Source organism: Streptomyces sp. NPDC015144, assembly GCF_043079735.1.
Lineage (GTDB): Bacteria > Actinomycetota > Actinomycetes > Streptomycetales > Streptomycetaceae > Streptomyces.
Genome location: NZ_JBIBUU010000001.1, coordinates 757,758 through 783,366, shown reverse-complemented (window position 1 = coordinate 783,366; position 25,609 = coordinate 757,758). Strand labels below are relative to the sequence as shown.

Sequence of the window (25,609 nt, the reverse complement as noted above, 5' to 3'; positions counted from 1 at the left end):
GGCTTGCGGGGCCGCTCCGGAGTATTGACACGTCGGCTCCCCGCCAGTGAGTCTAACCATCGGCTATCGATGGGCGATTGTTAAATCGAATGTGACGAGGGAGCGGGTGTACTCGATGCTCAGGCCCGAGCGGACCGACGGCACACACACGACGGGCGAGCCGCACGGCCCTCTACTGAAGGCGACCCGGCGCGTCACCGACGTGCCCGCGTGGGCGCGCCTGGAGCGGGAGCTGTTCGCCGCCCAGGAGAAGGCGTGGCGGCTCTTCGCCGACCGCTACACCGAGGGGGACGGCCGGCTGGTCTTCCGGGACACCCTCGGGCAGGGGATGGACGGCCGGGACGGGGTGGACGACTTCTACGAGCCGTTCTTCAACTGGCCGACGCTCTATCTGCTCGGCGGGAGCCCGGAGTTGCTGACCGCATCGCGGCGCCACTGGGAGGGGGTCACCGCCCAGCTCACCGGGATGGGCATGCTGGTGGACGGCCTGGAGCGCGGCTACGACTGGTTCCACCAGGGCGAGGGCCTGCTGCTGTTCTACGGGCTCTGCCTCGCCGACCCGGACGACCCGGAGCTGCGTGAACTCGCCAGCCGGTTCGCCGACTTCTACCTTCCCGGCGGCCCCAACTACGATGCCGGGCACCGGCTGCTGCGCGCCCCGCACAACGGCTCGACCGGGCCGCGCTACGGCTTCAGCGACGAGGAACCGTACTTCCCGTGGAGTCTGGCGCTGCACCCGTACGGTCTGCCGCTGGACGGGTTCGAGGGCGTCACGTCCTTCGAGCAACTGGCCGCCTCGCCCGAGCTGGCGCGCTCCTACGGCCGGGCGATGTGGGACCGGATGGGGCGCGGCGACACCATCGCCAACCTGGGCGCCACCGGGCTCGCCACCAACGCCTTCCTGCTCAGCGGGGAGCAGCGGTACGCCGACTGGGTGGCCGAGTACGTCTCCGCCTGGCAGGAGCGGCTGGCGGGCCGCGAGGTGGTGCCGGACAACGTGGGCCTGGACGGTGTGGTGGGCCAGTACCTGGACGGCCGCTGGTACGGCGGCCACTACGGCTGGTCCTGGCCGCACGGCCTGTCGCCGGTCGGGAGTTCGACCGTGGTCGGCGCGGCCAACGCGACCCTGCTCACCGGGGACCGCGGCTTCCTGGACCTGGCGCGCAACCCGCTCGACGCGGTGCTGGCCCACGCCGAGCAGCGCGGGTCCGACCAGATGGGCACCCTGGGTGAGCGCTGGGAGCCGCACCTGCGGTCGATGACGGCGGAGCGCACGCTGATGGTGCCCCAGCGGCACAACGACTCCGGCTGGTTCGACTTCACCGTCATGCCCGGCCAACTGCCGCTCTCGCTCTGGCACTTCAGCCGTGACGAGGCCGACCGGGAGCGGATCGAGCGGCTGCGCGCGGGCTCGAACTGGGACTGGACGGCCGTGCACACCCAGCGCATCAAGGACGAGGCCGGTCACGAGGAGCCCTGGTACGAGTTCCTGCACGGCCGGAACCCGGACTTCCCCGAGCGGATGCTGCGCAGCGCACTGGCGAGCTGCGCCGAGCGGGTGGCGGCCATCGAGGGCGACACCACCGACCCGGCGGTCGGCCCGGACGCCCTGGACATCCATCACTGGCAGCATCTCAACCCGGTGGTGACCGAGGCCCTGTTGCAGCTGACCACCGGCTCGCCGCAGGTGCTGTACAACGGCGGGCTGACCCATCTGCACGTGCGCTACTTCGACGCGGACGCCCGGCGCCCCGGTCTGCCGCAGGACGTCGCCGCGCTGGTCTCGGACATCCGTCCGGACCACACGGTGGTGGAGCTGGTGAACCTCGGCGCCGAGGCCCGTGCGCTGCTGGTGCAGGCGGGTTCGTTCGCCGAGCACCACGTCGCCTCGGTACGCGTGGACGACGGACCCGAGCAGCCGGTCGACGGGCCGCACTGCCGGGTCGACCTTGCCGGGCACTCCCGTATCCGGCTGACCCTGACCATGACGCTGCGCGCGGGCCGCGCGGCCTGTGCCTCCCCGTGGGAGACGGCATGACCGAGACCGCCGCCACCGGCCGGCTCCCCTTCGACCTGCCCCGCCTCGGCATCGGCACCGCCCCGCTGGGCGGCCTGTTCGAGGAGGTCGCCGACGCGGAGGCCGCCGCGACCCTGCGGGCCGCGGCCGAGGCCGGGATCAGCTACTTCGACACCGCGCCGCGCTACGGGCACGGACAGGCCGAGGAGCGGCTGGGCCGGCTGCTCGGACCGGCCGGGATCACCGACCCGGTCATCTCCACCAAGACGGGCTGGCTGCTGCGGCCCCGGCCGGACGGCTCCCCCGGCGAGGTGGTCACCGACTGGACGGAGCGCGGCATCCGGGAGTCCCTGGAGTCGAGCCTGACCCGGCTGGGCCGCTCCAGCGTCGACATCCTGTATCTGCACGACCCGGACGATTACCCCGAGGAGATCCGCCGCACCGCCTATCCGGCGGTGCGCAGGCTGCGGGAGGAGGGGCTGATCCGGGCGATCGGCTTCGGGATGAACCACAGCGGTCCGCTGGCCTCGTACGTGGCGGAGTTCGACGTGGACGTGGTGCTGATCGCGGGCCGCTTCTCGCTCCTCGACCACCAGGCGCTCGACACCCTGCTGCCGCTGTGCGCGAGGACGGATACGGCGGTGGTCGTCGGCGGGGTCTTCAACACCGGCCTGCTGGCCGATCCGACCCCCGGCGCCATGTTCAACTACCGGCCGGTCCCCAGCGAGGCACTGGAGCGGGCCCGGCGGTGCCGGGAGCTGTGCGCGGAGTACGGGGTGCCGCTGACGGCGGCCGCGATCCAGTTTCCGCTGCTGCACGGTGCCGTGAGTTCGGTGGTGCTCGGCTGCCGGTCCGCGGCCGAGGTCACGGCGAACGCGGCGGCGGCCCGGTTCCCGGTCCCGGACGAGCTGTGGCTGCGGCTCGCGGAGGCCGGGTTCGTACCGGAGCAGCTGCTCGGGTGACCGGACCGGGCGGGCCGGGGACGAACGGTCCCCGGCCCGCCCGGTTCTCCGGTACCGGCCGCGCGCCGGTACCGGAGAACCGGTTCAGACACGGTGGTTCAGGCGCCGTCGGTCAGGCGCGGCGGTTCAGGCGCGGCGGTAGAACTCCACCTCGCCGACGGCGATCGGCCGTCCCTCGCCCTGGCCGGCGGCGGCCTTCAGCACCATCCTGACGGAGACCGCGTCGCTGATCCGGGTCCGCTCCGTGAACTTGCCGGGCTTGTCGTTGAGCTTCAGCCGCACCGTCTCGGTCCCGCCGTCCTCCTTGGTGACGACCATCTCGATCTCGGTGGGCCGGGCCGTCCGCCCGAACTCCTCGGGCTCGGTGGACGCCCCCGGGTAGACGACGACGCCGACCATGCGGAACGGCCGGTCGAAGGTGAAGGTGAGGGAGGCCCCCAGGCCGGGCGCCGCCCAGTACCTGTTGCTCAGTCCGTCGGTGACGGACTTGGCCGGGTGGCCCGGGGGGTCGGTGCTGGCGGTGACCCTGCTGGGGGCGATCTCCGCCGTCTTGCCGAGCTTGTCGCGTACGTCCTCGTAGACGTACCGCCCGGCCGGTACGAGCAGGTAGCCCCCGATCAGCACGGCGACGACGGCCAGGGCCATCAGCGTGCGCCGCAGTGCCCGGCCCGAACTGCTCCTGACCCGGCGGCGGAACGGCCACACGGTCCGCCACCAGGGCAGCGGCGCCGCCTCCTCCTTGGGCTGGAGGGGGGCCGCGCAGCGGCGGCAGAACCGGCGCCCGGGCAGATTGGGCGTGCCGCAGGCCGGGCACGGCGGCCCTTCGGGTTCCTCGTCCGCCGCGACCGGGCGCACCACGGGCCGCCGGGCGACCGGCCTGGCGGGCTGTACCGCGCCCACGGGCCCGTCCGGCTCGTCCGGCTCCGTCGGTCGCGGGGCGGGCGGTTCCGAGGCCGTCGCGGGCCTGGCCGGGCGCACCGGGGCGGGCGGAGCGGGCTCCGGCGCCGGTGGCGGTACGGGGGCCGGAGTCGGGGGCGGCGTGACGGGTTCGGGCGCACGCGTGGGCGCCGGGACGGCCGGAGGTTCGGCGGCCGGGGGCGCCGGTTCGGGGGCGGTCGCGGACGCGGGCGCGGACCCGTCCGCCGTCGAACCGCCCGTCGAACCGACCGCGGGGCCGGGTGTCGGTGGCGCGGGCGCCGCGGTCTCCGAGGTGGTGGGCTCCGGAGTGGTGGGCTCCGGGGTGGTGGCGGGGGTGCCGCTCGGCGGCCGGGAGGACCATCCCAGGTAGGAACCGCAGTTCCCGCAGAATTCGTCGTCCTCGCGGTTGGCCGCACCGCACGCCGGACACGAGCGCATCGTGTCAGTCTCCTGTCTCGTCCGGTGGGCCGGGCAGGATCTCCACCCGGTGGGTCAGGTGTACGGGGCAGGACGCGGCGACGACGGCCCGGACGCGGTGCGCGTCCACCGGTCCGCCGTGCGGCGCCCATACCCGTACCAGCAGTTCCCCGGTGGGTGCCGGGGGGAGGGCGGTGCCCGGTTCGTTCGACCAGGCGGCGCCGCCGCCGTCCCGGATGTCCGCCTCGACGCCGAAGCAGAGCCGGAGGTGTTCGGTCAGCCCCCGGCGGGTGCCGCGCCACCGGTGCAGTTCGACGGCGCGGGCGATCACGGCCCGGCGCAGCTCCTCGGGCCAGGCCGGGTCGACGTCGGCCGCCACCCAGGTCGACAGCCAGGGCAGGAAGTCGGCCGGGGCGAGCGCGGGGTCGAAGTAGGCGGGCAGGTTGTCCAGGGTGGACAGGACGGGCGCCAGCACGGTGTCGAGGCCCGCCGTGAACCGCTGCGCCAGGTCGTCGTCCGCGTACAGCGCGGGCAGCAGCCCGCCGATCGGGTAGCGGCTGGGGAGTCCGGGTACCGCGGCTCGGGTCATGCGCCGTCACCTGCCCCGCTCACGGTGACCTCGATCTGGTGCTGGTGGGAGAAGACCAGGGCCCCGGGCGCGACGTCGATCCGCTGCACCGCCGCCCCGCGCCTGCCCGTGATCGGGTCCGCCGGGAACATCCGTACGTCCTCGACCAGGGCGACCCCCGGCACGTTCTGGAGCACCGCGAAGATCTCGCCGTACTGCACGGGGCGGCCGAAGGGCCATCCGGTGCCGTCGGCGCCGCCGCGCAGCGGGTCGATGTGGCGGAACAGCGCGGCGACCGCGTCGGTGCGGACCCGGTCCGGGTCGCCGCCGGTGGTCACCAGCCGGGCGACCACGGTGACGCCCTGGTACGCGGGCGGTTCCACGACGAGGCGGGTGCCGACCAGGCGCCGTTCGTCGAGCCGTTCGGTGACCGCGGCGAGCACGGCGTCGGACGGGATCAGCTGTTCGAACCGGAGCTGGCCGCCCCGGTCGGGGACCGCGTCGGGCACCACCAGCACCCGCACCGCCCCGGCCTCCCCCGCCACGGCGGGCAGGCACCGGACCCGGCGCAGGGAGGGGGCGGCCTCGCGGGCGACGGCCTCGTAGTCCCCGGCCGTGACCGCGCGTTCCTGGACCCGAAGGATGTGGGGCGCCCGGGTCTTCGCGTTCTCCACGGTCTCGCCGTCGACCCCGCCCCGGGCCGCCTCGCGGTTCTCCACCCCGGCCACGTACGGCACGGAGCTGCGCAGCACGCTGATGGCGCCCCGGGCGACGTTGCCGGCGGAGCCGCCGCCGGTGCGGTACCGGGGCACCCGCAGTTGTGCGCCCTTCTCGGGTACCGCCCCGTAGGCGCGCATCGTGCCGTCCGGCTCGCGGACCTCGGGCGGGAAGGCGAACTCGCCGGAGACCGCGTCGATCCGGACGTGCCGGTCGTTGGGGGCGGAGGCGCCGAAGTGCTCCACCGGGGTCCAGACCTGCCAGCCCTCGGCGGTGGAGACCTCGACGACCGGGGGTTCCCCGTCCATCAGCAGCGGGGCCCGGCTCACGGTGAACCGCTGTCCGGCGACGCCCTCGGAGGTGCCGAGCGGTACGTCGAGGACGGTCTCGGCGTGTTCGACGTCCATGGTGCCGCCGACGGTGAAGACCTCCGCCTCGCGGATCGTCGGCGACTCGGAGTAGAACGGCTGACCCGGTTCGGGTGCGGTGACGCGGCAGCGCAGCCATCCGGCCCGTACGCCCGCCGTGACCGAGGCGGTGTGCCCGGCCGGGACGAACACGATGACCTCGCCGGGCCGGTTGAGGCCGCCGGTGCTGTCGGTGCCGGTCTCGCAGACCACCCAGCGGGCCCCGTCCCACGCCTCCCACACCAGTGGCGGCTGGCGGGGGTCGACGCCGACGCCCTCGACCCGGCTGTCCAGCCGTACGGCGACGATGCAGCGGGGTACGGCGGTGGGCAACCCGAAGAGCAGGGCGTCGCCCGGCTCCGGCCGGGACTGGAAGCACGGGATGTCCTTGCCCGCGCCGAGCGGTGCCGTGCGGTCCGTCTGGTCGCCCGAGGCCGGTGCGGTGACGAGCCTGATCAGCGAACTCGGCACGATGGCCAGTTCGTCGACGGTGGAGAAGACCACGGACTCCTCGGTCTCGCCGCGCGCGGTGGCGACCTCGGTGCCCGCCGGGAGGCGCACGGTCTCCGGCTGCGGCGCGGAGAGCCGGAAGTCGACCTCGGCCCGCGCCACGGTCGGCGGGAAGAGGGTGACGCCGAGCAGGTCGAGGAAGGCCGCGTAGTTCTTGTCCGGCACCCGGTTCAGCCGGTAGAGCAGCTGGTCGACCATGTAGGCGAAGGTCTCGATGAGGGTGACCCCGGGGTCGGACACGTTGTGGTCGGTCCACTCCGGGGAGCGCTGCTGGACGTACCGCTTGGCCTCGTCGACGAGTTGCTGGAAGCGCCGGTCGTCCAGGTTGGGTGAGGGCAGGGCCATCAGCGTGCTCCGGCTTCGTCGGATCCCTCGGAGGACGGGATGGTGTAGAAGGGGAAGACGAGGTTGCGCAGGTCGTTGGTGGCCCGCACGGTGTAGTGCACGTCGATGTACAGGGTGCCCTCCTCGATGGCGTCGAACGCGATCACCACGTCGGTCACCTCGATGCGCGGTTCCCACCGCTCCAGCGAGGTGCGGACCTCGTGGGCGATGCGTCCGGCGGTCGCGCCGTCGCCGGGCGCGAAGACGTACTCGTGGATGCCGCAGCCGAACTCCGGGCGCATCGGCCGCTCGCCGGGGGCCGTGCCGAGGATCAGCCCGATGGCCTCCTCGATCTCCCGGTCCCGTTCCACCATGCCGATGCCGCCGGTGGCGCCGACCCGCAGCGGGAAGCCCCAGCCGCGTCCGATGAATCCGCTGCCGCTCACATCGGGCCCCCGATCAGGACGTTCAGCGCGCCGCTGATGATGGGGGCGCCGCAGGTGGTGTTGTCCCGCATCCGGGCGGCGGGCAGCCCGCCGATCAGGACCTGTCCGCCGAGCGCGGCGGCCGGGTTGGGCATGATCATGTTTCCCGGTCCGAGTGCGGCGTGCGGCGGTACGACGCACACGTGCAGGCTCCCGGTGACGGCCGCGGGCCGCCCGCCGATCAGCACGGTGGCGACGGCCACCGCGCCCGGGGGCGGGGTGCCGATGACGCCGCCGTGGGCGGTGCTGTCGCCCGTACGGGCTGCGGGGGGCATGGTCGGTGTTCTCCTCGGCGGTGAAGGTGGTGGTGAGGGGGGTTCGGGGGCGTCGGGTGACGCGTCCCGTGGTCCGGGGGCCTCGGGTCGACGGCCGGTCAGTTGATCCTGATGAGCTTCGCCTTGAGTACGCCGAGCAGTCCGCCGTCGATCGTGACACCGGTTCTGCCGTTGACGGTGACGGAGCTGCCCTTGATGTTCACGTCGCCCGTCCCCGCGTCCAGTGTGATGCCGGAGGAGGAGAGGGTCACGGAGCTGAGCGCCCGGCCGCCGCCGCGTGCGTACACGGTCAGGGCGATCTCGCCCTTGCGTTCGTCCAGCCGGACGTCGAGCCGTTTGTCGCCGGTGGCGATGCGGACGCCGGACGGGCCGCGCGGCGCGTCCAGCAGTTCCAGCCGGTTGCCCGAACGGGACACCAGGGAGCGCCGGTTGACCTTTCCGCTGGTCGCGTCGACCAGGGGGACGTCGTGCGGGGAGGGCTTGTCGACGCCGTTGTAGAGGCCGCCGATCACGTACGGGCTGTCCAGCAGGCCCTGTTCGAAGCCGACCAGCACCTCGTCGTTGACCTCGGGGCTGAACACCCCGCCGCCGCCCTGGCCGCCCCACTGCACGGTGCGGACCCAGTCGGTGACGTAGGTGTCGTCGAGCCAGGGGAACTTCAGCTTGACCCAGCCGCGTTCGGCCTGGCCCTCGCGGATGTCGGTGACCACGCCGATCGCGAGTCCCGGCATCCTCGGGCCTCGCGAGGGCGCGTTCGCGCCGCTGGCCAGCCCGGTCAGGGAGCGGTCGGGGGCGGCGCTGACCAGGACCGTCGTCCGGTAGCCGCCGTTGGGTTCGAGCACGTGGTGGGCGGCGGTCGCCGTGTAGCGCCCGGCGAACGCGGGGCCGACGTTGCCGAGGGCCACCGGCTCGCCCGCGCGCAGGTGGGGGTTGCCCTCGGCGACCGCCTCGATCTCCCCGAACCCGGAGCCGACCGAGGCGGCGACCGCCCCGGCCACCGCCGTGGCCTCGGCCTGGGTGCGGTACGGGGTGTCGGCGACCGTCATCGTCGCGCCCCCGCCGAACGCCCCGGCCACCACCGACGGGCTCATCCCGGGGACCACCGTGTCGCTGCGGAGGGACTGCTCACGGGCCACCAGCCGGGACTTGGTGTCGACGTTCCAGCCGCGCACCTCCACGTTGTCCGCCCCGTCCGCACCGGTCAGCACCGCGCGCAGGGCGAGGAGGTTGCGCCCGTACTCCAGGACCATCGGGTGGCGGCTCGCCGGGGTGCTGGGCGCGGGGGCGGAGGAGGCCGGCTTCGGCTTCACGAACTGGAGCAGCCCCTGATCGTCCACCCGCACCTGGGCGCCGCTCTCCCCCGCGAGGAACTGGAGGAACTCCCAGTCCGAGACGTTGGGCTGGGTCAGCTGCCGGTACGTGACCGGCGCGGCCTCGATCCTCCCGCAGGCCAGCCCGGCACCGGCGGCGACCTTGCGGACGATGTCGGCGGCCTTCATGTTGCGGAAGGCCACCACCTTCCGGCCGCGCTGGAGGCGGTGGGCCCGGGAGAACGCCCGGACCACGGTGAACGATCCGGTGGTGTCGCTGTCCAGCTCGATCGCGGTGACCTCACCGGTGAACAGCCGCTCCCGCGCCCGTTCCTGCACGGTGACCACGGAGATCTTCAGCGGGTTGCCGATGGTGATGCCGGTGGCGGTGAGCAGTTTGTGGTCGGGGTCGCGGTAGGTGAGGACGGCGGTGTCGGGCAGGCCGACGTTCTCGTCCACGACACAGCTCACCAGCTGGGCGGCCCAGGCGGCCGGCAGTTCGGCGGGGGCCTCGACGATCGGGTCCGCGGCGAAGGAGCGGCCGGGGGCGGTCATCGGCCGCCCTCCGGGACATGGGTCTCCAGGCCGGGCACGACCAGTTCCGTGCCCGGGACCAGCTGCATCGGGTCGTCCACGTCGTTGGCCTCCGCGATGGTGCGCCATGCGGTGGCGTCGCCGTACTCCCGCCAGGCGAGCAGCGGCAGGCTGTCCCCGGCGACGACCCGGTGGGTGCGCCGGGCCTCCCGCGAGCCGGAGGTGGGGTTCTGGCCCGCCGGGTCGACGCTCGCCTCCTCGATCGACAGGGAGCAGGTGGCACGCAGTGGCTTCCCGTCGACGTCGAACAGGGTGTACGTGACCGAGAAGTTGGAGAGCACGCCGTCGAAGGACGTGGTCTTCGAGGTGCCCCAGTCGAAGCGGACCCAGGGGCTGGCGGGGGTCTTGCGGGCCAGGCTGCTCGGGGTGGGCACGCAGGCCAGCATCATCTGCTCCACGGCCTTCTCGACCGAGTTGTCATGGGTGGCGGTGGAGTCCAGGAAGACCTCCAGGGACAGCGACCGGGGGCCGCTGCCCACGAATTCGGGCAGCGCGGACTGCCCGGCCATCCGGGACGGGGTGCGCCGCCACTCGGTGCTCTTGCTCAGCGACAGCTTCGCGGGGTTGAACTGCAGGGTGATTCTGGCGAGGTTCCCGCCCGGTTTGGCGCCGACGGTCGACGGCGGTTCCATGATGGTCAGCTGGGCGCGAGCGCGGCTCGCGCGGACAGCGGGTGACATTGCGCTCCTCCTCCCGGTTCTCTCCGGGGTCTACGGTCGGTGCCGTCCGGCGGTACGGGGGTTCATCAGGACGGCTCCAGTCCTTCGTGGGCGATCTCCAGTGTCTCGATCGCCGCCTGGGAGTTGGCGGGGTCGAAGGACGGCCCCTGCCAGCGGACCGGCACGATGCCGTGCACCTGCCAGCTGATGATGCGGCTGAGGTCCGGGCGGAGTGCCACGATCTCGCCGTCCTTGGGCTCGACGCGCTGGATCGTCTCGTTGAGCCAGCGCGCGATCTTGAGGGTGTCGGCGGTGACGGGGCGGGTCAGTGTGATGTTGGTCCAGGTGATCCGGCCCGGCAGCTGCCAGGTGAAGCCGTTGTTGCCGCCCTCGGCGTACTGTTCCATCTCCACCTCGGCGCCCAGCCCCGAGCAGGTGTGGAAGGCGCCCAGGTCGCTGCCCCCGATGACGAGTTTGAAGAACACGCTCGTCGCGAAGATGTTGTCCGTCATGTGCTTCTCTTCTTCCCGGCTTCTTCCAAGTTCCTTGCTGTGTACGGCCGTTCGTTGCCGGTCAGCGACGGCCGTCGTACAGCCGTCCGGTGCGTTCCCGTCCTCGGCGCAGGTCCGCGCGGATCAGCCGACTCACCGGGTCGATCAGCCGTCGGGCCAGCTCCTCGATGTCCGCGCCGGTGATCCGGTTCTCGGCCCGGGCGTCCGCGGCGGCCGGCCCGGCGGGTACTGCCGGGCCGGGGTGCCCCGGCGTGGCGGGCTTCGTCTTCGGCTGGACGGCCCGCACCGGAACACCGGTGATCCCGGCGTCGGCCACCGCGCGCTGGATCGCCTCGGCGGTGTGGGCGGAGGTGCCGGGGCGTGGTGGCGGGGCGGCGACGTCGGCGGGAGTGACGGTGGCCGGTGCGCGGCGGGGGACGCGCACCGAGAGGGCCGGCGGCCCGGGCGGCATGGAACCGGGACCGGCCTGCGGTCCCACGGGCAGGGCGGTGGCGGACTCGGGCACCACCGGCAGCGGCGCGCGCTGTACGGGGGTGACGGGCGCTCCCGCACCGCTCTGGGCGGGCGGGTGCGGTCGCACCACCGGAACGGCCGGCCGGGGCGCGAAGGAGGCCGCAGCCCCGGCTCCGGGAGCCGGTCGCGTCACCGCGGGCAGGGACGGGGACGGCTGCTCCGGACGGTGTGCGGCGGGTCCCGCCTGCGGGCGGTCGTCGGGCCCGGTCCTCGCCCCGCCCCCACGTACCGAGCGCTGCACGAGCCGCAGCAGGGAGCCGCCACCCGCCCCGCGCTCCGCCCGGCCGGTCCGCGCGCCCGGCCCCGGCACGGATCCGGCGGCGGATGCGGGACCGGACGCGGGCGCGGACGTGGACGTGTGTCCGGGCGCGGACGTCGGTGCGGATGTGGACGCGGGTCCGGAGGTACGGACGACGGTTTCGCCGGGGGCCGGGGACGCGGGGCCGCGAGTCGCCCCGGGCCGGTGCGGCTGGGCGGCCTCGGCCGGGGCGGTGGTGCCTGGTCGGCGGAGGGCCGGTCGGGGAACGGCGCCCCGCGTGGTGCGCTGAATCCCCGGGCCGGGGCTTCCGGTACTCGGGTTCCCGGCACCGACGTTCGCGGGGCCGGGGTTCGGGGATCCGTCCCGGGCGGGTGGGGCGGCCACGGGCTGCGGTGTGTCGCGGCGCCAGGTGGCCGGTACGACCGGTCTGGCCGAGGCGCGTGCCGCCGGGCCGGAGAAGCCTTCGCCGGAGCCGGTGTTCACCTTCAGGGCGCGGTTCGTCAGCAGCGGCCGCGCCCGCTGGACGGAGGGCAGCGGCGGCACCGGTCCGGCCCCCTGTCCCGGTGCCCGGTCCGGGGCGACCCGCCGGATGCGTACCGGTCGCACAGGACCGGAAGGCGCGGGGGCGGCGGTCCTCGCGGACGCGGACCCCGTGGAAGTCGCGTGTCCCGAAGTGGCCCTCGCGGAAGTGGTCCTCGTGGACGTGGTGTTCGCGGACGTGGACTTCGTGGACGTGGACTTCGTGGACGTGGTGTTCGCGGCGGTGTCGCTCGCTGCCCGTTGGACCGGCTCGGGGCGGGCCGGGGCCGGGGCGCCGGGGCCCGCGGGCGCGGCGGACGAGCGCACGGGCAGGTCGGCGGGCGCGGTGGGCTGCTGCGGCGCGGGACCGGCCGGGGTGGCTGCGGGGCGCGGCGTCCCGGGGCCCGGCGGCGGGGTCGTGGCTCCGGCCCGGGGCCGGCTCCGGTCGCCGAGCAGCGGCGCGTCGTTACCGGTCCGGGCCGTGGGCGGAAGCGCGGGAAGAGGGGTGCCGATCCCGCCACGGGCCCGCGCGCCGGACCTGCCGGGCCGCCCCGGCTCGGACCGCGACGGCTGTACGGGGAGGGAGGCCGAGGGGGACGGCGGGGGCTTCGGGGCCGACGTCCGGTTCGGCATCGATGCCGGTGTGGCCGGGGCCGACGGAGTCGACGGAGCCGTGGCGTCCGGCGTCTGCCGCTGGATCACGGGCATCCCCGGGCCCGCCCCCTCCGGGGCGGACGGCGCGGGGGTGCTCCGCGTGTCCCGCCCGGCGGGGATCGCGCCCATGGGCAGCTCGCGCAGGGGGCGGCCCAGGGCGGGGCGCACCGTCTCCGCGGGACGGGCCGTGGCGGGGTCACCCGTCGATGCCGCCTCCGGCGAGGCGGTCGAGGCGGTCCGGGGGCTCTCCGCGCGCACGGTCGGGTTCGGCCGCGACGCCTCCGCGCGCTCCGCCCGCTGCACGGCCGGTGCCGAAGCGGACACGGACGAGGACGGGGATGAGGACGCGGTCGGTGCGGGAGCGGCCGGTGCGGGAGCGGTGGCCGGCTCGCCGGCCGGCCGTATCCCGGCGATCCGCCGCAGCGGCATCACGGGGCGCCGGGCGACGATCAGGGGCGGCGCGGTCCGTTGCGGACGTACCGCCGCGGGCCGGGCGGGCCGGGTCCGGGCGGGTTCCGCCGGTTGCTGGTACTGCGGGGTGGGCGCGGCGACCGGATCCGCGGTCGTTGCCGGGGCGGAGGCGGAGGCGGAACGCCGGTCCGGTGCCCTGGTGGCCCGCTGGACGGGGGCCCGTTGGGCGGTGGCAGGGGCGGGCTTCCCGGGTGCCCCGCCCCTGCCGGTCCTGTCGCCCGCCGTCGCGGGCGCCGGTCGGCCCGGACCGCTCGTCGGCTCCTCCTCGGGCGCGGTACGGGCGGCGCGCAGCAGCAGCGGTCCGCCCGGGGAATCCGAGCGGGCGGCGCCGGGGCGGGCGACGCCGTGGATGAGCCCCACCGGCGCGGACGGCAGCACGGCGTGGCCGAGTTCGCTCCCGAAGGAGAGGTCCTGCCAGGAGGCGAGGCCGTCCCGGAACCGGAGTCCGTCGCTGACCCCGATCGACGACCGGGCGACGGTCACCGCCGGAGGCGTCACCCGCCGCCAGCCGCCGTCCCAGTCACCGGCCGTCCGCGCGGCACCGCCGTCGCCCCGGCCGGACTCGGGCTCCGGCTCCCGCGCCTGCGCCTGCGCCGGTTCCGGGGCGCGACCGGTGTCGGCCCCGTCCCGGTCCAGCGCCCCGGACCGTTCCCGGTCCGCCCTGCGGAACCAGCTTCCGAACCCCACACGATCACCCGCCTTCGTTGACGCGGGTGTTGATCCGCGCTATCTCCCGCACCCATTCCTGACGCTCACCGTGGGTGAGGTCGAGAATGTCCTCTCGCTGCCAGTGGAAGTGGTAGGCGATGTACGCGATCTCCTCCCGCAGGCGGGGAAGGGCGTACGTCACGATTCCCCCAGGCGCCCACCCGAGAGGTCCACCTCGAACGACCCCTGGCAGAGCGGACAGGTCACCGCCGCGTGGGTGTGGCCCTCGCTGTTGATGCGGCGGTAGAAGTCCTGGAGGAACGCCACGTCCGTGGCGTACATCCGCTCGACGACCCCGGCGTGCACGTCGGTGATGGTGCCGAGCCGGGTGATCACCTGGCTCAGCAGCACCACGCTCAGGTACGCCGGGTTCTCCTTCACCCGCAGATCGATCTGCGGGCGCAGTTCGTCGCGGGCCGTCGCCAGCCGCATGGAGCCGGTCCGGTGGACCTGGCCGTCGTCGTCGACGAATCCGCGCGGGAGCTCGAACTCGAACTCCGTACGCAGGTCCGGCTGGTTCCGGGCGGCGGGAGGCGCGGGCGTCTGGGCCGGCGCCTCCTCCCGCGCGGCGGACGTGGCCGAGGCGAGGCTGTCGAGGACTTCTTCGAGCCCGCCCGACGTAACGGTCCGTCGCCTCATTCGACCACGATCTCCTCGAAGGTGATGGTCACCGACTCGGTGGCGGGGCTGGACTCGCCGGCCTTCAGCGAGGGCCCCTCCCACTTGCTGGCCCAGCCCTGCATGAGCTGGATGCGCCGGACCGTGTCACCCTTCGAGTCCTTGATCTCGATGGTGAGGTTCTGGCGCGCGGTGTCGACCGCCCCGTTGTTGAGCGTTTCCTTGATCCACTTGGTGAACTCGCTGCTCTTGTCGAGCCCGCGGGTGATGGTCACCTCGCCAGCCTGGCGCGCGCCGGGCTGCTTGCGGATGATCTGCTTGCCGTCGGAGGTCACCTGACGGACCTCGACGACCTCCTCCTCGACCGTCAGGCCGCTGATCTCCTGGATCGACTCGACGAGATAGCCGCCGAGCTGCACGCCGAAGACGTGAGTGGAAAGAGCATCGCCCTCTGCCATGACTCTGTGTCACCTGTTCCGTTCTTGCGGACCCTGCCGGGTCACTCGTTGACGAGGCTCGTGCTGTCGGAGAACTGCGCGAGGCGGAAGACCACGAACTCCGCGGGCTTCACCGGGGCGACGCCGATCTCGCAGACGACCTGACCGAGGTCGATCGACTCCTGCGGGTTGTTGTCACGGTCGCACTTGACGTAGAACGCCTCCTCGGCCGTGCGGCCGAAGAGGGCTCCCCGGCGCCACTCCTCGGTGAGGAACGCCGTGACGTTGCGCCGGATGCTCGACCAGAGGCGGTCGTCGTTCGGCTCGAACACCACCCACTGGGTGCCCAGGAGGATGGACTCCTCCAGGTAGTTGAAGAGGCGGCGCACGTTGAGGTAGCGCCAGGCCGGGTCGGAGGAGAGGGTGCGCGCGCCCCAGATCCGGATGCCGCGCCCGGGGAAGGCCCGTACGCAGTTGACGCCGATCGGGTTGAGCAGGTCCTGCTCGCCCTTGCTGAGGCGGACCTCCAGGTCCAGCGCGCCGCGGATGACCTCGTTGGCGGGGGCCTTGTGCACGCCTCGCTCGCCGTCGCTGCGCGCCCAGACACCGGCGACGTGGCCGCTCGGCGGTACCAGGGTGTTCTGGCCGGTCGCCGGGTCGAAGACCTTGACCCACGGGTAGTACACGGTCGCGTAGCGCGAGTCGTATCCGGCGTCGTCGTTGCGCCAGGTGCGGACGCGCTGGGCGTTCATGCCGGGCGGGGTGTCCAGCACCGCGACCCGGTCGCCCATCTGCTCGCAGTGCGAGATCACCGCCAGTTGCACGGCCTTGACGCCGTCGGCGTCGATGTCGCCGCGCTGGTAGGCGCTCATCAGGTCCGGGACGGCGACCATGGTGATCTCGTCGATCGCTTCGAGGCCGGCGAACCCGGTACGGGCGGTGGCGTCGCCGACGTACTCGGCCGGGTCGAGCCGGGCGACCCCGGCGCCCGGTGCGGCGGCCGGGGCGAGGGCGAGGGTCTGGTTCTCCGGGCGGGCCGGGGTGGCGCCGGGCTGCTCGGTGACCTGGATGAGCTTGGACTGGCGGGCCTGGGTGACCAGGTAGCCCTTGACGTTCTTGCGGCTGGACGCCTCGAAGGTCTCCACGACCTTGCCGGCCTGCCGGACCAGGAGCCGGAACCGGTCCTCCGGGGGGTTCTCGCCCTCGGCGTCGGCCACCTCCACGGAGAGTTCCCCGCTCGCGCCGGGCCGGGCGGAGACCTGGAAGCCGCCGAGGACGGTCGCCGGAGCCGCCTCCGCCGCCCGGCCCCGCTCCGTACCCTCGGCGCCCTCGGCCGGGCCGCCGATGCGCACGATGTAGGCCGCGCCGCCACCGTTGGCGAAGTAGCCGTAGACCGCGGGGGTCAGATACGTGTCGGGGGTGAAGGTGCCGAAGGTCTGGACGTATTGGTCCCAGTTGGTCACCAGCGTCGGCTGGTGGAAGGGGCCGGACTCCGCGAAACCGACGAAGGCTGCGACCGCGGTGCCGACTCCCTCGATGGGCCGCGCTCCGGACTGCACCTCCTCCACGTAAACACCGGGGGTGAGGTACGACGGCATGCTCGCTCCTTCGCGTGGTCGTTCGTTCGTCGCCGAGTCTTCCCCGGCGGCCATGGCGGACAGTAGGTCCCAAGGTCCTGGGCACGGGGCAAGACCGCTGCCTTCCCGGGCACCCGCGCGGCGGGATCCGTTTCCCCTCGCGGACCGTTCGTGGCGTACGCCACATTTCACGGGCCGTCTTTATGACGGCACGATGTACAACTCATTTCAGCAGGACTTTCTCCGCCGTCACCGGCGTGTTCACCCGCTGAATTGCCGAACGTTCTGCTAGCGCGATTCACGCCGCACCCCACCCCGCCAGGGATTCCCGCGGTTCCCCCCGCCGGCTCGCGCAACACCCCCGCTCCATAGCGGACAGACGTAAACCAGCCATATTTCAGAGCACGCCGAAACCCCCGACCGACCATTCGGAAACCACGGCCTCGGCAGGCAGGCGGCCGTCCCACCCGGTCTCCCCGGCACTACCGGAAGGGTCGGGGACCGAAAGTCCCACGCCATCCGGGCGCCGGAATGCAACCGAGAGGTCCAGACCTCCCATCTGACCGGGCGAAAGAAACTGCCACGCGCCCGACCAGCCGGGTTTCACTCGACGGGGTTTTCTGCTGTTCTCATCACTCTGCGGGAAAGCCGGGGGGCCGACGTTCCGTTTCTACCGGGCGACGTCTTTCAGCTCACCGCTGACATTCAGCACCTGATGGCATCCGGAAGCCTGGGTTCCGGTCGCGGGCGTGCCCGGCTTGGCACAGGTCACGGACGCGGTGACCTTCTCGTTCTCCTGGATCTCGATGGGGGTGACCCAGTGGTAGTCCTGGTTGCGGAAGGTCTCCAGCGCGATGGTGGTGATCTTCCGGTCGCCGAAGTAGATCGTGAGCACCCCTTCGTCGCCCTGGAAGTTGGCCACGACGATGTCGGTGACCCCGAAGACCTTGCCCGGGTCGACCGGGTACGTCCCCTTGTTCTCGCCCCCGGCCTTGGTCTGCACGTCGATCGTCGCCGAGATCTGCTCGGGGTTGCCGTTCCCGCCGCCCGAACCCGATCCGCCCGAACCACCGCCGGACGAGTTGCCCTGGCCCTTGCCGTCCCCCTTGTTCTGGCCGTTCCCCTGGTCGCCCGTGCCGCCTGCCGCGGAGTCCTGCTTCCCGCCGGGCGGCGTCTTCTCCTGCGCGGCCTTCGCGACCGCCTGTTCCGCGCTGCTCTTGATCGCGGGGCGGACCAGCGCGAACCAGGCCAGCAACAGCGCCAGCAGCGCGGCCAGCACGATCAGCAACCACCGGGGCAGCACCGGGATCTGGGAGAACTCCCCGGGCACCTTCTCGCTCCGGCCGGGCTCCGCCTCGGCGGCACCGTCCTGGACGGGCTCGGCAACCTCGATCTCGAACGGCCAGGCGACGGGCTTGCCGAACCAGATCAGCTTCCGGGTCCTGACCTTCAGCCCCACCTCGGCGGACTCGCCCGGTTCCAGGCGCTGTTCGGCCGGGGTGAAGGCGAGCTTCAGCTCCTCCCCCTCCTGCCTCCCGGTCAGTGCCACGTCGACCGCGGTGTTCCCCCGGTTCTGCACCGCGGTCCGGAAGCGTGCGCCGAGCCAGCCGGAGCGCCTGCGCGGATCGAGGTCCGCCCGCAGCTCGTGGAAGGGCTCGACGACCACCGTGGCCTCGGGTACGGCCACCGACTCGGGGCGCTCCGCGGGCAGTACCCGTACGCCCAGGGGGATTTCACCGGCGCGGACCTCGTGGGACCGGGGCGGCGTCAGCCGTACGGTCACCACTTCGGAGGTACCGGGGTAGAGGGAGACCCTCGCCGGCTCGACGGTGCTCCACGCGGCGCAGTCACCGACCACTTCGAGCGTGTACGCCTCGACGATGTCGCCGTCGTTGCGCACGGTCAGTGTGGTCGTCGCTTCGGCGCCGGGCGACACCGTCAGCGTGGTTGTTTCGAGTTCGGCAGATGTGGTCACGATGCGACGTTAGGCCGCGACCGGGGCCCGGCAGCAGAGACGCGAGGGCAACGATCGGGCAGGGGTGGTGCCCCGGGGGCCCACCGGACCGGTGTCCCGCCGACCCTCCCGCGGGCCCGTTCGCCATGCCGGACCCGGTGCGGCCGAGCGCGGCAACAGGGGTACCGAACGGAACATCCGAGGAAGACAGGCACGCAAACGACATGACGATCACAGCAGAGACGATGAACGGGGCGGCGGACCGCGGCCGTTACCGCAGGCCCACCGCGGCGGAACGCGCCGCCGCGACCGGCACCCGGACGACCCCCGGGGACCGGGTCTCGGTGGCCGTGTACGCGGAGGATCTGATCCTGCGGACCGGTGTGGTCCACCAGATACGCCCCCGCCCGGAGATAGAACTGGTGGACGAGGCAGAGGCGGACCGCGCCCAGGTCTCCCTGGTGGTGGTGGACATGGTGGACGAACGCACCATCCAACTGCTCCAGCGCCTCCAGCGCAACACCGTGACCCGCACCGGACTCGTCGTCGGATTCTTCGAGTCGGGTGCCCTCCAGACCATGATCGAGTGCGGTGTCGCCGCCGTGCTGCGCCGGGCGGAGGCCGATCAGAACAGCCTGGTGCACCTGGTGACGGCGATGGCGAACGGCGAGGGTGTGCTCCCGGGCGACCTGCTCGGAAAGCTCCTCGACCACGTCAGCAGCCTCCAGCGCACCGTCCTCGACCCCCGCGGGCTCTCCCTCTCCACCCTCACGACGCGGGAGGCCGAGATGATCAGACTGGTCTCGGAGGGCTACGGCACCGCCGAGATCGCGCAGAAGACCTCGTACTCCGAACGCACCGTCAAGAACGTGCTGCACGAGGTGGTGACCCGGCTCGAACTGCGCAACCGGGCCCACGCCGTCGGCTACACCATGCGCCACGGGCTTATCTGAGCCCGCCGGCGGGCCTCCGTCGCGGAGGCCCGCCGGTCCGTACGCGGCCGTGCCGGTCCGTACGGTCCCGGGCCGGACGGGCCGCGGGGCGCCGCAAAGGGCAACCGTCGCTTCCCCCGGTCCGGGTACTTGGGACCTGTCCCCCGCCCGGCGCAGCCACGATGCTGTGCTTGGAGAGTCATCGAGAGACTGTGAGGTGGGCCGTGACCGGCACTGCTGGCCCTGCGGGACAGACCAGGCTGGGCCGACTGGTGGGCGCTGTGATGCTGTTGGCCCCGCTGCTGGTGGCGGGCTCCGCGTCCGCCCCGCAGGGTGCGCCACGGCTGGCCGCCGCGGCGGACGAGAAGCCGGTCGACGCCGGACGCATCACCTACGCCGGGACCGAGCACCGCAGCATCGGCCGGGTCACCGGGAAGGACAACTCCGACCCGCTGTTCGGGGAGGGGCCGACCCACTACGACCAGGACCCGTTCGTACGCGGCGACCGGATGGTCTTCACCAGCCTGCGCGACAGCGTGCGGCCCCAGGTGTACGTGCGCGAGGCGGACGGAACGGTACTCAAGCTCACCAGCGACCGGGACGCGGCACACCCCGAACTCTCCCCCGACGGACTGACCGTGGTGTTCGACTCCGCGGAACGGGGCGCGGACGGAAAGGTCCAGCGCGACCTGTGGGTCATCGGGGTCGACGGCGACGGACTGCGGCGGCTGACCGACACCCCGAACAACGAGACCTCCCCGACCTTCTCCCCCGACGGCACCCGCGTCGCGTTCTCCTGCGACTCCGGCACCGGCGGCGCCGGGATCATCTACGAACAGGCCGTGTCCGGTGGACCGGCGAAGGTCGTCAGCAATGCGACCGGCAGCGCGACCGAACCGGCGTGGAACCCGGTGGACGACGACGCCCACCGCGACCGGATCGCGTACACCCTCAACCCCTCCCCCAAGGAGGACGACCCGAGGCTGTGGGTGACCGAGGGGCGTCCCGGCACCGACCGCGCGCTGCTGGGCGGCGGACTGGCGACCTGGCGCACCCGCTCGGCCGCCTGGCTGTCGGACGGATCGGGTCTGCTCTACCTCGGCCGCGACTGCACGTGCCAGTACGAACGTGTCTACCGGGGAACCGCCTTCGACGGGGCCGTGCCGAGGACCGAGCTGGACGAGAACCGCAAGGTCGACTCACCCACCTGGACGGGCCCGTTGGACGGCGGTACCGCCATCGTCTCCCGGCAGACGTCCCGCAGGCCGGGCAACGACAACGACGACAATGCGGTCGTCGCGACGCTCCAGGACGTCCGGCAGGACGGCTCGGACCCCCGGGACCTCGGAGTCCCGATCCTGCACGAGGACCCCGATGCCGTCGGCAACGCGAAGCTCCTGTTCAACCCGAAGGCGGACTTCGACCCGTGGAGCGAGCGGCAGAGCTACACCCCGGACGGCCGCCGCATCGTCGTGACCCGGTTCGAGGGCGCCAAGCGGGCCCGCGGCGAGCAGATCTTCCTGGTGGACGCCGACGGCGCCAACGCGGCCCCGCTCCCGCTCGCCGGGCGCGCCCCCGGTGACTGGGACACCGACCCCGCCTTCTCCCCGGACGGCACCAAGCTCGCGTTCGCCAGGGTCTCGCCCGGCGGGACCGGTGCGAACGCCGGACCGAGCAGCGTCCTGATCGCGGATGTCGCGACGGGCGCGATCATCGGCCGGGTCGTGCCGCCGGCCGGGCAGCTGACGGGGCAGGACGCCCAGCCGGCCTGGTCGCCGGACGGCAAGACGCTCGCCTTCACCCGCAATCACGAGATCCGGGGACTGGGCGGCATCAAGCACATCTGGACCGCGCCGGTGGACGCGCTCGGCCAGCAGAGCGACCTCAGCGCCAAGATCTGCCCCGGCGAGTGCAAGAAGCTCGACGACAGCCCCGCCTTCTCCCCGGACGGCACCAGCATCGCCTTCAACCGCAAGGACGGCGGCAACGACCAGGACAACGGTCGCACCGGCGTCATCATCACGTCGCTGAACGGCGGCACCTGCCGGGTCGTGCTCCCCGACACCCGGCGGAACGACCCCGACGCCTGCCGCCAGGACATTCCGGATCCCCCGTCGTACGGCCCCTTCCAGCCCCGTGACGTGGCCTGGTCGCCGGACGGCGAACGCGTCGTGCTGAGTTCGCGCCGCGAGGCCGACGCCAACTCCCCGGAACAGCTCTCCATCCTGGACCTGGCCTCGGGCGCCCTCACGCCGCTCGGCGGGGCGCTCGCGGGACGGCAGAAGGAGCCCGCCTTCCAGAAGTCCGTCGACCTGTCCCTGACCGCGCCGCCCACCGTCCCCTCGATCGAGACCGGCTCCACCGGTGAGGCGACGGTCACCGTCACCAACCGGGGCCCCGCCGTCTCGCCCGGCACGGTGCTCACCCTCGACGCTCCGGCCGGGGTGCGCCTGGAGGAGCTCACCACCCCGGTCGGTTCCTGTGCCGCCGGATCGCCCCAGTGCGCACTGGGGGCGCTGCGGCCCGGTCAGAGCGTGACGGTCACCGCTCGGCTGACCGGGGTGACGGCGGGAGACCAGCGGATCGGCTGGTCGGTCGCCGGTTCCGTGGTGGACCCGAACCCCACGGACAACGCCAGCGCGACGACCGTCCCGGTCACGGAGGCCCCCGCGCCCACGCCCTCCCCGACCCCCTCGAAGCCCAAACCCCCGGCCCCCGAGCCGCCCGCGCCGAAGGCCGGACCGGGCGTCACCGTGAAGGCCCTGCCCAACCCGGGCTACGTGGGCGGCCGGGTCGTGGTGACGTACACCGTGCGCAACGGGCGAAACGCCCTGGCCACCGGGTTGCGGCTGAAGCTCGGGCTGCCCGGCCGCATCCCGGCGGGCCCGCTCCCGGCCGGCTGCGCGCGGGGCACGTGCGCGCTGCCCGATCTGGCGCCGGGCGCCTCCACGGTCGTCCGGGTCGTGCTCAAGCCCGACCGGGCGCTGACCGCGACGATCACCGGGACGCTGACCACCACCGGCACCGACGCGGACCGGAGCGACAACGTGTCCCGGCAGAAGCTGCGCGTCCTCCAGCCCCGGATCATCACGGTGCCCGAGGTCGGCAAGCCGGGATTCGTCACCTCCGTACGGGGCAAGGACTTCCCGCCCGGCGCGCCGGTGAAGCTGACGTGGAAGCCGGGGATCACGGCCGCCGCGGTGCCGACTCTTCCGCGCCGCGACGGCACGTTCATCGCGCAGCTGCTGATCCTGGCGAAGGACGAGACCGGACCGCGCACGATCACCGCGACCGGGCCGGGGTTCAAGGCGGCTCCCGTGGACTTCCTGGTGGTCGCGGGGACCATCGTCCCGCCGGACGAGGTGGGGCGTCGATGATCCACGAAGTGGACGAGGGACTGCGGCTGCTGCTGATCGACTCCGGGCTCCAGGAGAGCGGTGTCGACCTGGTCTTCGACGCGCCGACGAAGGAGTGGTCGGCCCGGCGCAACGCGCCCACGATCAGTGTCTTCCTGCACCGGATCCGGGAGGACGCCACCCGGCGCCGCACCGGAACCGCCGAGGAGCACGACGACGAGGGCATGGTCGTCGGCTGGCGGACCCCGCCGCGCTGGTTCGAGCTGACCTATCTGGTGACCGCCTGGACGAACCACCCGCAGGACGAACACCGCCTGCTCTCCGAGGTGTTGCGCTGTCTCGTACGGTCCGACGTACTGCCCGACCGGATGCGGACGGGCAGCCTGGCCGAGCTGGGCCTGTCGGTGGAGATCGAGGCGGCGGGCCCCGGGTTCGACGGGCCGTCCGCCTCGGACGTGTGGTCCGCGCTCGGCGGCGAGCTCAAGGCCGCGATCGACCTGCGGGTGTGGGCGCCGCTGGCCGGGGAGCGGACCCAGGCCGGGCCGCCGGTCACCGAGGGGCTGGTGGTACGGACCGCCGCGGCCCGGGACGGCGGGGAGGCGAGCCCGGGGCGCCGGTTGCGCTACGACGGTGTCTCCGATCCCGGCGAGCGCGGTTTCGCCGCGGAGCGCGAGCGGCAGCTGCCGCCGGGTCGGCGCCGCCGAGGGGGAGCCGCCCGATGAGCACGGCACGGAGTACGGAGGAGGCGCTCCACGGGGCGGCCGACGCCCCGGCGGCGGCCGTCGCGGACCTCTGGGAGCAGCTGGTCCACGTCGAGCAGCGGGTCAGGGAGGCCGTGGCGGTGCGGCGGGCGGCCGACCCGCAGCCGGACGACCCGTTCCGGGGGCAGTACCTCACTCCTGAGGCGGCGGCGCGGATCGTCGAGTCCCGCGACGCGTTCTCCCCGGTCCCCCCGTACGGCGGCGGGCCCGGTCCGGGGATCCCGTCCGGCGGCCGCCTCGGCCGGCTGGCCGACGCCTTCGGGCTGCTTCCGCTCGACGTCGATCTGCTGCTGGTCGCGATGGCCCCGGACGTGGACAGCCGGTTCGAGCGGCTGTACGGCTATCTCAACGACGATCTGACCCGGCGTCGGCCCACCATCGGTCTGGCGCTCGAACTGTGCGGGCTGCCCGCCGCGGGCGGCGGGCGGTTCCGGTTCGCGCCGTTCGCCCCGCTGGTGGCGGGCGGGCTGGTGGAGGTGGTGGAGGCGGAGCGGCCGCTGCTCTCCCGGGTGCTGCGGGTGCCGGACCGGGTCACCGCCCATCTGCTCGGCGACGACGTGGTCGACGGGAGGCTGCGCGGGCTGGTCCGGGCGGCCGGCCCCGGCGCGGGGGCGGACGACGGTCCGCTGGTGCGGCGGGTCGCGGCGGGCCTGGGCACCGGCGGCGGCCTGGTGCATCTGCTGGACCGGGGCGGGGACCCGGGCGGGGTGGCCGTCGCGGCGCTGGTCGCCGCGGGGCGCCGCCCTCTGGTCGTCGACATCGCCGCCCTCACCGCCCTGCCCGAACCGGCGGAGGCCGTGCGGATCCTGGCGGCCGAGGCCCGGCTGGACCGGGGCGGGGTCGTCCTCGGGCCGCTGGAGGCGCTGGCCCCGGAGCAGCCCGGGGGCGCCCGGCTGCTCGGAAGCCTGTGCGCGGCGCTCGACGGCGTCCCGCTGGTCGCGTACGGGAAGAAGCACTGGGATCCGCTGTGGGCGGAGGAGAGCCCCGTCGTCGTTACCGTCCCGTCCCCCGGTCCCGAGGAGTCGGCGCGCCGGTGGCGCCGGGCGCTCGCCGGGGCCGCTGCGGCGACCGGGCTTCCCGGCGGGGGCGGACCGGACGTCGAAGCGCTGGTGGGGGCCGCCTCCTCGTACCGGCTCGACGCCGCGCAGGTACGCCGGGCAGCCTCGGTCGCCGCCCGGCTGGCGGCGGTGGAGGAACGCGCGGTGGACGTGCGGGACCTGCGGGCGGCGGTGCGGGCCCAGAACGGGGCGGGGCTCGAACGGCTCGCCCGCCGGATCGAACCGGCGGTCGGCTGGGACGATCTCGTCCTGCCCGACACGGCCCGGCGCGAACTGTCCGAGCTGGCGCTGCGCGCCCGCCACCGGGAGCAGGTCCTCGGGGAGTGGCGGATGCGGCCGGGCGGCGGGCGGGGGCGCGGGATCATCGCGTTGTTCGCGGGCGAGTCCGGCACCGGCAAGACGATGTCCGCCGAGGTGCTGGCGTCGGAGCTCGGCATGGAGCTCTATGTGATCGATCTGTCCACGGTGGTCGACAAGTACATCGGCGAGACCGAGAAGAACCTGGAACGGATCTTCGTCGAGGCGTCGGACGTCAACGGCATCCTGCTGTTCGACGAGGCGGACGCCATCTTCGGGAAGCGTTCGCAGGTGAAGGACGCGCACGACCGGCATGCCAATGTGGAGTCCGCGTATCTGCTTCAGCGGATGGAGTCGTTCGACGGGATCGCGGTGCTCACGACCAATCTGCGGGGCAATCTCGACGAGGCGTTCACCCGTCGCCTCGATGTGATCGCGGAGTTCCCGATGCCGGACGCGGCCCAGCGGCTCGCCCTGTGGGACCGCTGTCTCGGACCGGCCCTCCCGCGCGGGGCCGGGCTCGACCTGGAGTTCTGCGCGGAGCGTTTCCAGCTGGCGGGCGGGTCGATCCGGGCCTGCGCGGTGACCGCCGCCTACCTGGCGGCGGAGTCGGGGGAACCGCTCGGTATGGAGCAGATCGTCACGGCGGTGCTCCAGGAGTACCGCAAGCTCGGGCGGCTGGTCCGGGACAGCGAGTTCGGCCCCTGGCTGGAGCGGGCGCGGCCGGGTGGTTCCTAGGACCTGTCTTCAAACTGCCGCCTGCCGTGCGGCGCCCGGCACGCACGCTCGCCGCGTTGTCGGGGTCACCCCGATACATCCA

At 73.5% G+C, this 25,609-nt stretch carries 21 protein-coding genes and 1 pseudogene; 7 read left to right on the top strand and 15 right to left on the bottom strand.

What is annotated here, in order from left to right; genetic code table 11:
- The first annotated feature begins 115 nt into the window (after positions 1-115).
- On the top strand, positions 116-2,038 hold the full coding sequence (locus tag ACF08W_RS03410; RefSeq protein WP_392278234.1) for a hypothetical protein: 1,923 nt from the start codon (positions 116-118) through the stop codon (positions 2,036-2,038).
- A complete protein-coding gene (locus ACF08W_RS03405) occupies positions 2,035-2,979 on the top strand; it encodes an aldo/keto reductase (RefSeq protein ID WP_392278233.1) in 945 nt (314 codons plus the stop codon). Before ACF08W_RS03410 ends, ACF08W_RS03405 begins: the two co-directional genes overlap by 4 nt.
- Positions 2,980-3,105: 126 nt before the next feature.
- Here the strand turns inward: ACF08W_RS03405 and ACF08W_RS03400 are convergent, their stop codons facing one another.
- The gene (locus tag ACF08W_RS03400) at positions 3,106-3,879 is read right to left on the bottom strand and encodes a zinc ribbon domain-containing protein (RefSeq protein WP_385218252.1); all 774 of its coding nucleotides are present in this window, start codon (positions 3,877-3,879) and stop codon (positions 3,106-3,108) included.
- A 139-nt stretch (positions 3,880-4,018) separates the two neighbouring features.
- On the opposite strand from ACF08W_RS03400, the gene ACF08W_RS03395 reads away from it, so the two are divergent.
- Positions 4,019-4,267: a hypothetical protein gene (locus ACF08W_RS03395; RefSeq protein WP_392278341.1), complete on the top strand. Its 249-nt coding sequence runs from the start codon at positions 4,019-4,021 to the stop codon at positions 4,265-4,267.
- A 2-nt stretch (positions 4,268-4,269) separates the two neighbouring features.
- Here ACF08W_RS03395 and ACF08W_RS03390 read toward each other — a convergent pair.
- The 14 genes and pseudogenes from ACF08W_RS03390 to ACF08W_RS03325 all read right to left on the bottom strand — a co-directional run.
- A pseudogene (locus ACF08W_RS03390) lies at positions 4,270-4,335 on the bottom strand (zinc ribbon domain-containing protein); the annotation flags it as partial.
- 4 nt (positions 4,336-4,339) lie between these two features.
- Entirely contained in the window at positions 4,340-4,903 is a 564-nt protein-coding gene (locus tag ACF08W_RS03385) for a phage tail protein I (protein WP_385218217.1), read from the bottom strand.
- The gene (locus ACF08W_RS03380; RefSeq protein WP_385218220.1) at positions 4,900-6,861 is read right to left on the bottom strand and encodes a putative baseplate assembly protein; all 1,962 of its coding nucleotides are present in this window, start codon (positions 6,859-6,861) and stop codon (positions 4,900-4,902) included. Before ACF08W_RS03380 ends, ACF08W_RS03385 begins: the two co-directional genes overlap by 4 nt.
- Positions 6,861-7,286 (bottom strand): GPW/gp25 family protein, encoded by a 426-nt coding sequence (locus tag ACF08W_RS03375; protein ID WP_352276786.1) that lies wholly within the window; start codon positions 7,284-7,286, stop codon positions 6,861-6,863. The genes ACF08W_RS03380 and ACF08W_RS03375 overlap by 1 nt, the downstream gene beginning before the upstream one ends.
- The gene (locus ACF08W_RS03370; RefSeq protein WP_352276785.1) at positions 7,283-7,600 is read right to left on the bottom strand and encodes a PAAR domain-containing protein; all 318 of its coding nucleotides are present in this window, start codon (positions 7,598-7,600) and stop codon (positions 7,283-7,285) included. The genes ACF08W_RS03375 and ACF08W_RS03370 overlap by 4 nt, the downstream gene beginning before the upstream one ends.
- Positions 7,601-7,698: 98 nt before the next feature.
- Positions 7,699-9,465, bottom strand: coding sequence for a VgrG-related protein (locus ACF08W_RS03365; RefSeq protein ID WP_392278232.1), 1,767 nt, complete (start codon positions 9,463-9,465; stop codon positions 7,699-7,701).
- On the bottom strand, positions 9,462-10,184 hold the full coding sequence (locus tag ACF08W_RS03360; RefSeq protein WP_366299189.1) for a LysM peptidoglycan-binding domain-containing protein: 723 nt from the start codon (positions 10,182-10,184) through the stop codon (positions 9,462-9,464). Before ACF08W_RS03360 ends, ACF08W_RS03365 begins: the two co-directional genes overlap by 4 nt.
- 65 nt (positions 10,185-10,249) lie before the next feature.
- Complete coding sequence (locus ACF08W_RS03355) at positions 10,250-10,675, bottom strand: phage tail protein (protein ID WP_072486909.1); 426 nt, start codon at positions 10,673-10,675, stop codon at positions 10,250-10,252.
- Positions 10,676-10,736: 61 nt separating this feature from the next.
- On the bottom strand, positions 10,737-13,778 hold the full coding sequence (locus tag ACF08W_RS03350; RefSeq protein WP_392278231.1) for a hypothetical protein: 3,042 nt from the start codon (positions 13,776-13,778) through the stop codon (positions 10,737-10,739).
- Positions 13,779-13,782: 4 nt separating this feature from the next.
- Positions 13,783-13,941 carry a DUF6760 family protein gene (locus ACF08W_RS03345; RefSeq protein ID WP_352276778.1) on the bottom strand — a complete coding sequence of 53 codons (159 nt, stop codon included), beginning with the start codon at positions 13,939-13,941 and terminating at the stop codon, positions 13,783-13,785.
- The gene (locus ACF08W_RS03340; protein ID WP_385218233.1) at positions 13,938-14,438 is read right to left on the bottom strand and encodes a hypothetical protein; all 501 of its coding nucleotides are present in this window, start codon (positions 14,436-14,438) and stop codon (positions 13,938-13,940) included. The genes ACF08W_RS03345 and ACF08W_RS03340 overlap by 4 nt, the downstream gene beginning before the upstream one ends.
- Entirely contained in the window at positions 14,435-14,875 is a 441-nt protein-coding gene (locus ACF08W_RS03335; RefSeq protein WP_352276775.1) for a phage tail protein, read from the bottom strand. Before ACF08W_RS03335 ends, ACF08W_RS03340 begins: the two co-directional genes overlap by 4 nt.
- Positions 14,876-14,916: 41 nt before the next feature.
- A complete protein-coding gene (locus ACF08W_RS03330) occupies positions 14,917-16,452 on the bottom strand; it encodes a phage tail sheath family protein (RefSeq protein WP_385218236.1) in 1,536 nt (511 codons plus the stop codon).
- 649 nt (positions 16,453-17,101) lie between these two features.
- Positions 17,102-18,406 carry a hydrolytic protein gene (locus ACF08W_RS03325; RefSeq protein ID WP_392278230.1) on the bottom strand — a complete coding sequence of 435 codons (1,305 nt, stop codon included), beginning with the start codon at positions 18,404-18,406 and terminating at the stop codon, positions 17,102-17,104.
- Positions 18,407-18,609: 203 nt separating this feature from the next.
- Between ACF08W_RS03325 and ACF08W_RS03320 the strand changes: the two genes are divergently transcribed.
- From ACF08W_RS03320 to ACF08W_RS03305, 4 genes are all read left to right on the top strand, one after another.
- Complete coding sequence (locus ACF08W_RS03320; protein WP_352276770.1) at positions 18,610-19,338, top strand: LuxR C-terminal-related transcriptional regulator; 729 nt, start codon at positions 18,610-18,612, stop codon at positions 19,336-19,338.
- Between the two features lie 263 nt (positions 19,339-19,601).
- Positions 19,602-22,694, top strand: a complete 3,093-nt coding sequence (locus tag ACF08W_RS03315; protein ID WP_392278335.1) for a hypothetical protein — start codon at positions 19,602-19,604, stop codon at positions 22,692-22,694.
- A complete protein-coding gene (locus ACF08W_RS03310; protein WP_352276768.1) occupies positions 22,691-23,395 on the top strand; it encodes a DUF4255 domain-containing protein in 705 nt (234 codons plus the stop codon). The genes ACF08W_RS03315 and ACF08W_RS03310 overlap by 4 nt, the downstream gene beginning before the upstream one ends.
- Positions 23,392-25,527, top strand: coding sequence for an ATP-binding protein (locus tag ACF08W_RS03305; RefSeq protein ID WP_392278229.1), 2,136 nt, complete (start codon positions 23,392-23,394; stop codon positions 25,525-25,527). Before ACF08W_RS03310 ends, ACF08W_RS03305 begins: the two co-directional genes overlap by 4 nt.
- The last annotated feature ends 82 nt before the right edge of the window (positions 25,528-25,609 follow it).

Bases quoted from the DNA above. Each gene is read 5' to 3' on its own strand.
- ACF08W_RS03410 (WP_392278234.1), top strand. From the start codon at position 116: ATGCTCAGGCCCGAGCGGACCGACGGCACACACACGACGGGCGAGCCG.
- ACF08W_RS03405 (WP_392278233.1), top strand. From the start codon at position 2,035: ATGACCGAGACCGCCGCCACCGGCCGGCTCCCCTTCGACCTGCCCCGC.
- ACF08W_RS03385 (WP_385218217.1), bottom strand. From the start codon at position 4,903: ATGACCCGAGCCGCGGTACCCGGACTCCCCAGCCGCTACCCGATCGGC.
- ACF08W_RS03380 (WP_385218220.1), bottom strand. From the start codon at position 6,861: ATGGCCCTGCCCTCACCCAACCTGGACGACCGGCGCTTCCAGCAACTC.
- ACF08W_RS03370 (WP_352276785.1), bottom strand. From the start codon at position 7,600: ATGCCCCCCGCAGCCCGTACGGGCGACAGCACCGCCCACGGCGGCGTC.
- ACF08W_RS03365 (WP_392278232.1), bottom strand. From the start codon at position 9,465: ATGACCGCCCCCGGCCGCTCCTTCGCCGCGGACCCGATCGTCGAGGCC.
- ACF08W_RS03360 (WP_366299189.1), bottom strand. From the start codon at position 10,184: ATGTCACCCGCTGTCCGCGCGAGCCGCGCTCGCGCCCAGCTGACCATC.
- ACF08W_RS03355 (WP_072486909.1), bottom strand. From the start codon at position 10,675: ATGACGGACAACATCTTCGCGACGAGCGTGTTCTTCAAACTCGTCATC.
- ACF08W_RS03340 (WP_385218233.1), bottom strand. From the start codon at position 14,438: ATGAGGCGACGGACCGTTACGTCGGGCGGGCTCGAAGAAGTCCTCGAC.
- ACF08W_RS03335 (WP_352276775.1), bottom strand. From the start codon at position 14,875: ATGGCAGAGGGCGATGCTCTTTCCACTCACGTCTTCGGCGTGCAGCTC.
- ACF08W_RS03330 (WP_385218236.1), bottom strand. From the start codon at position 16,452: ATGCCGTCGTACCTCACCCCCGGTGTTTACGTGGAGGAGGTGCAGTCC.
- ACF08W_RS03320 (WP_352276770.1), top strand. From the start codon at position 18,610: ATGACGATCACAGCAGAGACGATGAACGGGGCGGCGGACCGCGGCCGT.
- ACF08W_RS03315 (WP_392278335.1), top strand. From the start codon at position 19,602: ATGCTGTTGGCCCCGCTGCTGGTGGCGGGCTCCGCGTCCGCCCCGCAG.
- ACF08W_RS03310 (WP_352276768.1), top strand. From the start codon at position 22,691: ATGATCCACGAAGTGGACGAGGGACTGCGGCTGCTGCTGATCGACTCC.
- ACF08W_RS03305 (WP_392278229.1), top strand. From the start codon at position 23,392: ATGAGCACGGCACGGAGTACGGAGGAGGCGCTCCACGGGGCGGCCGAC.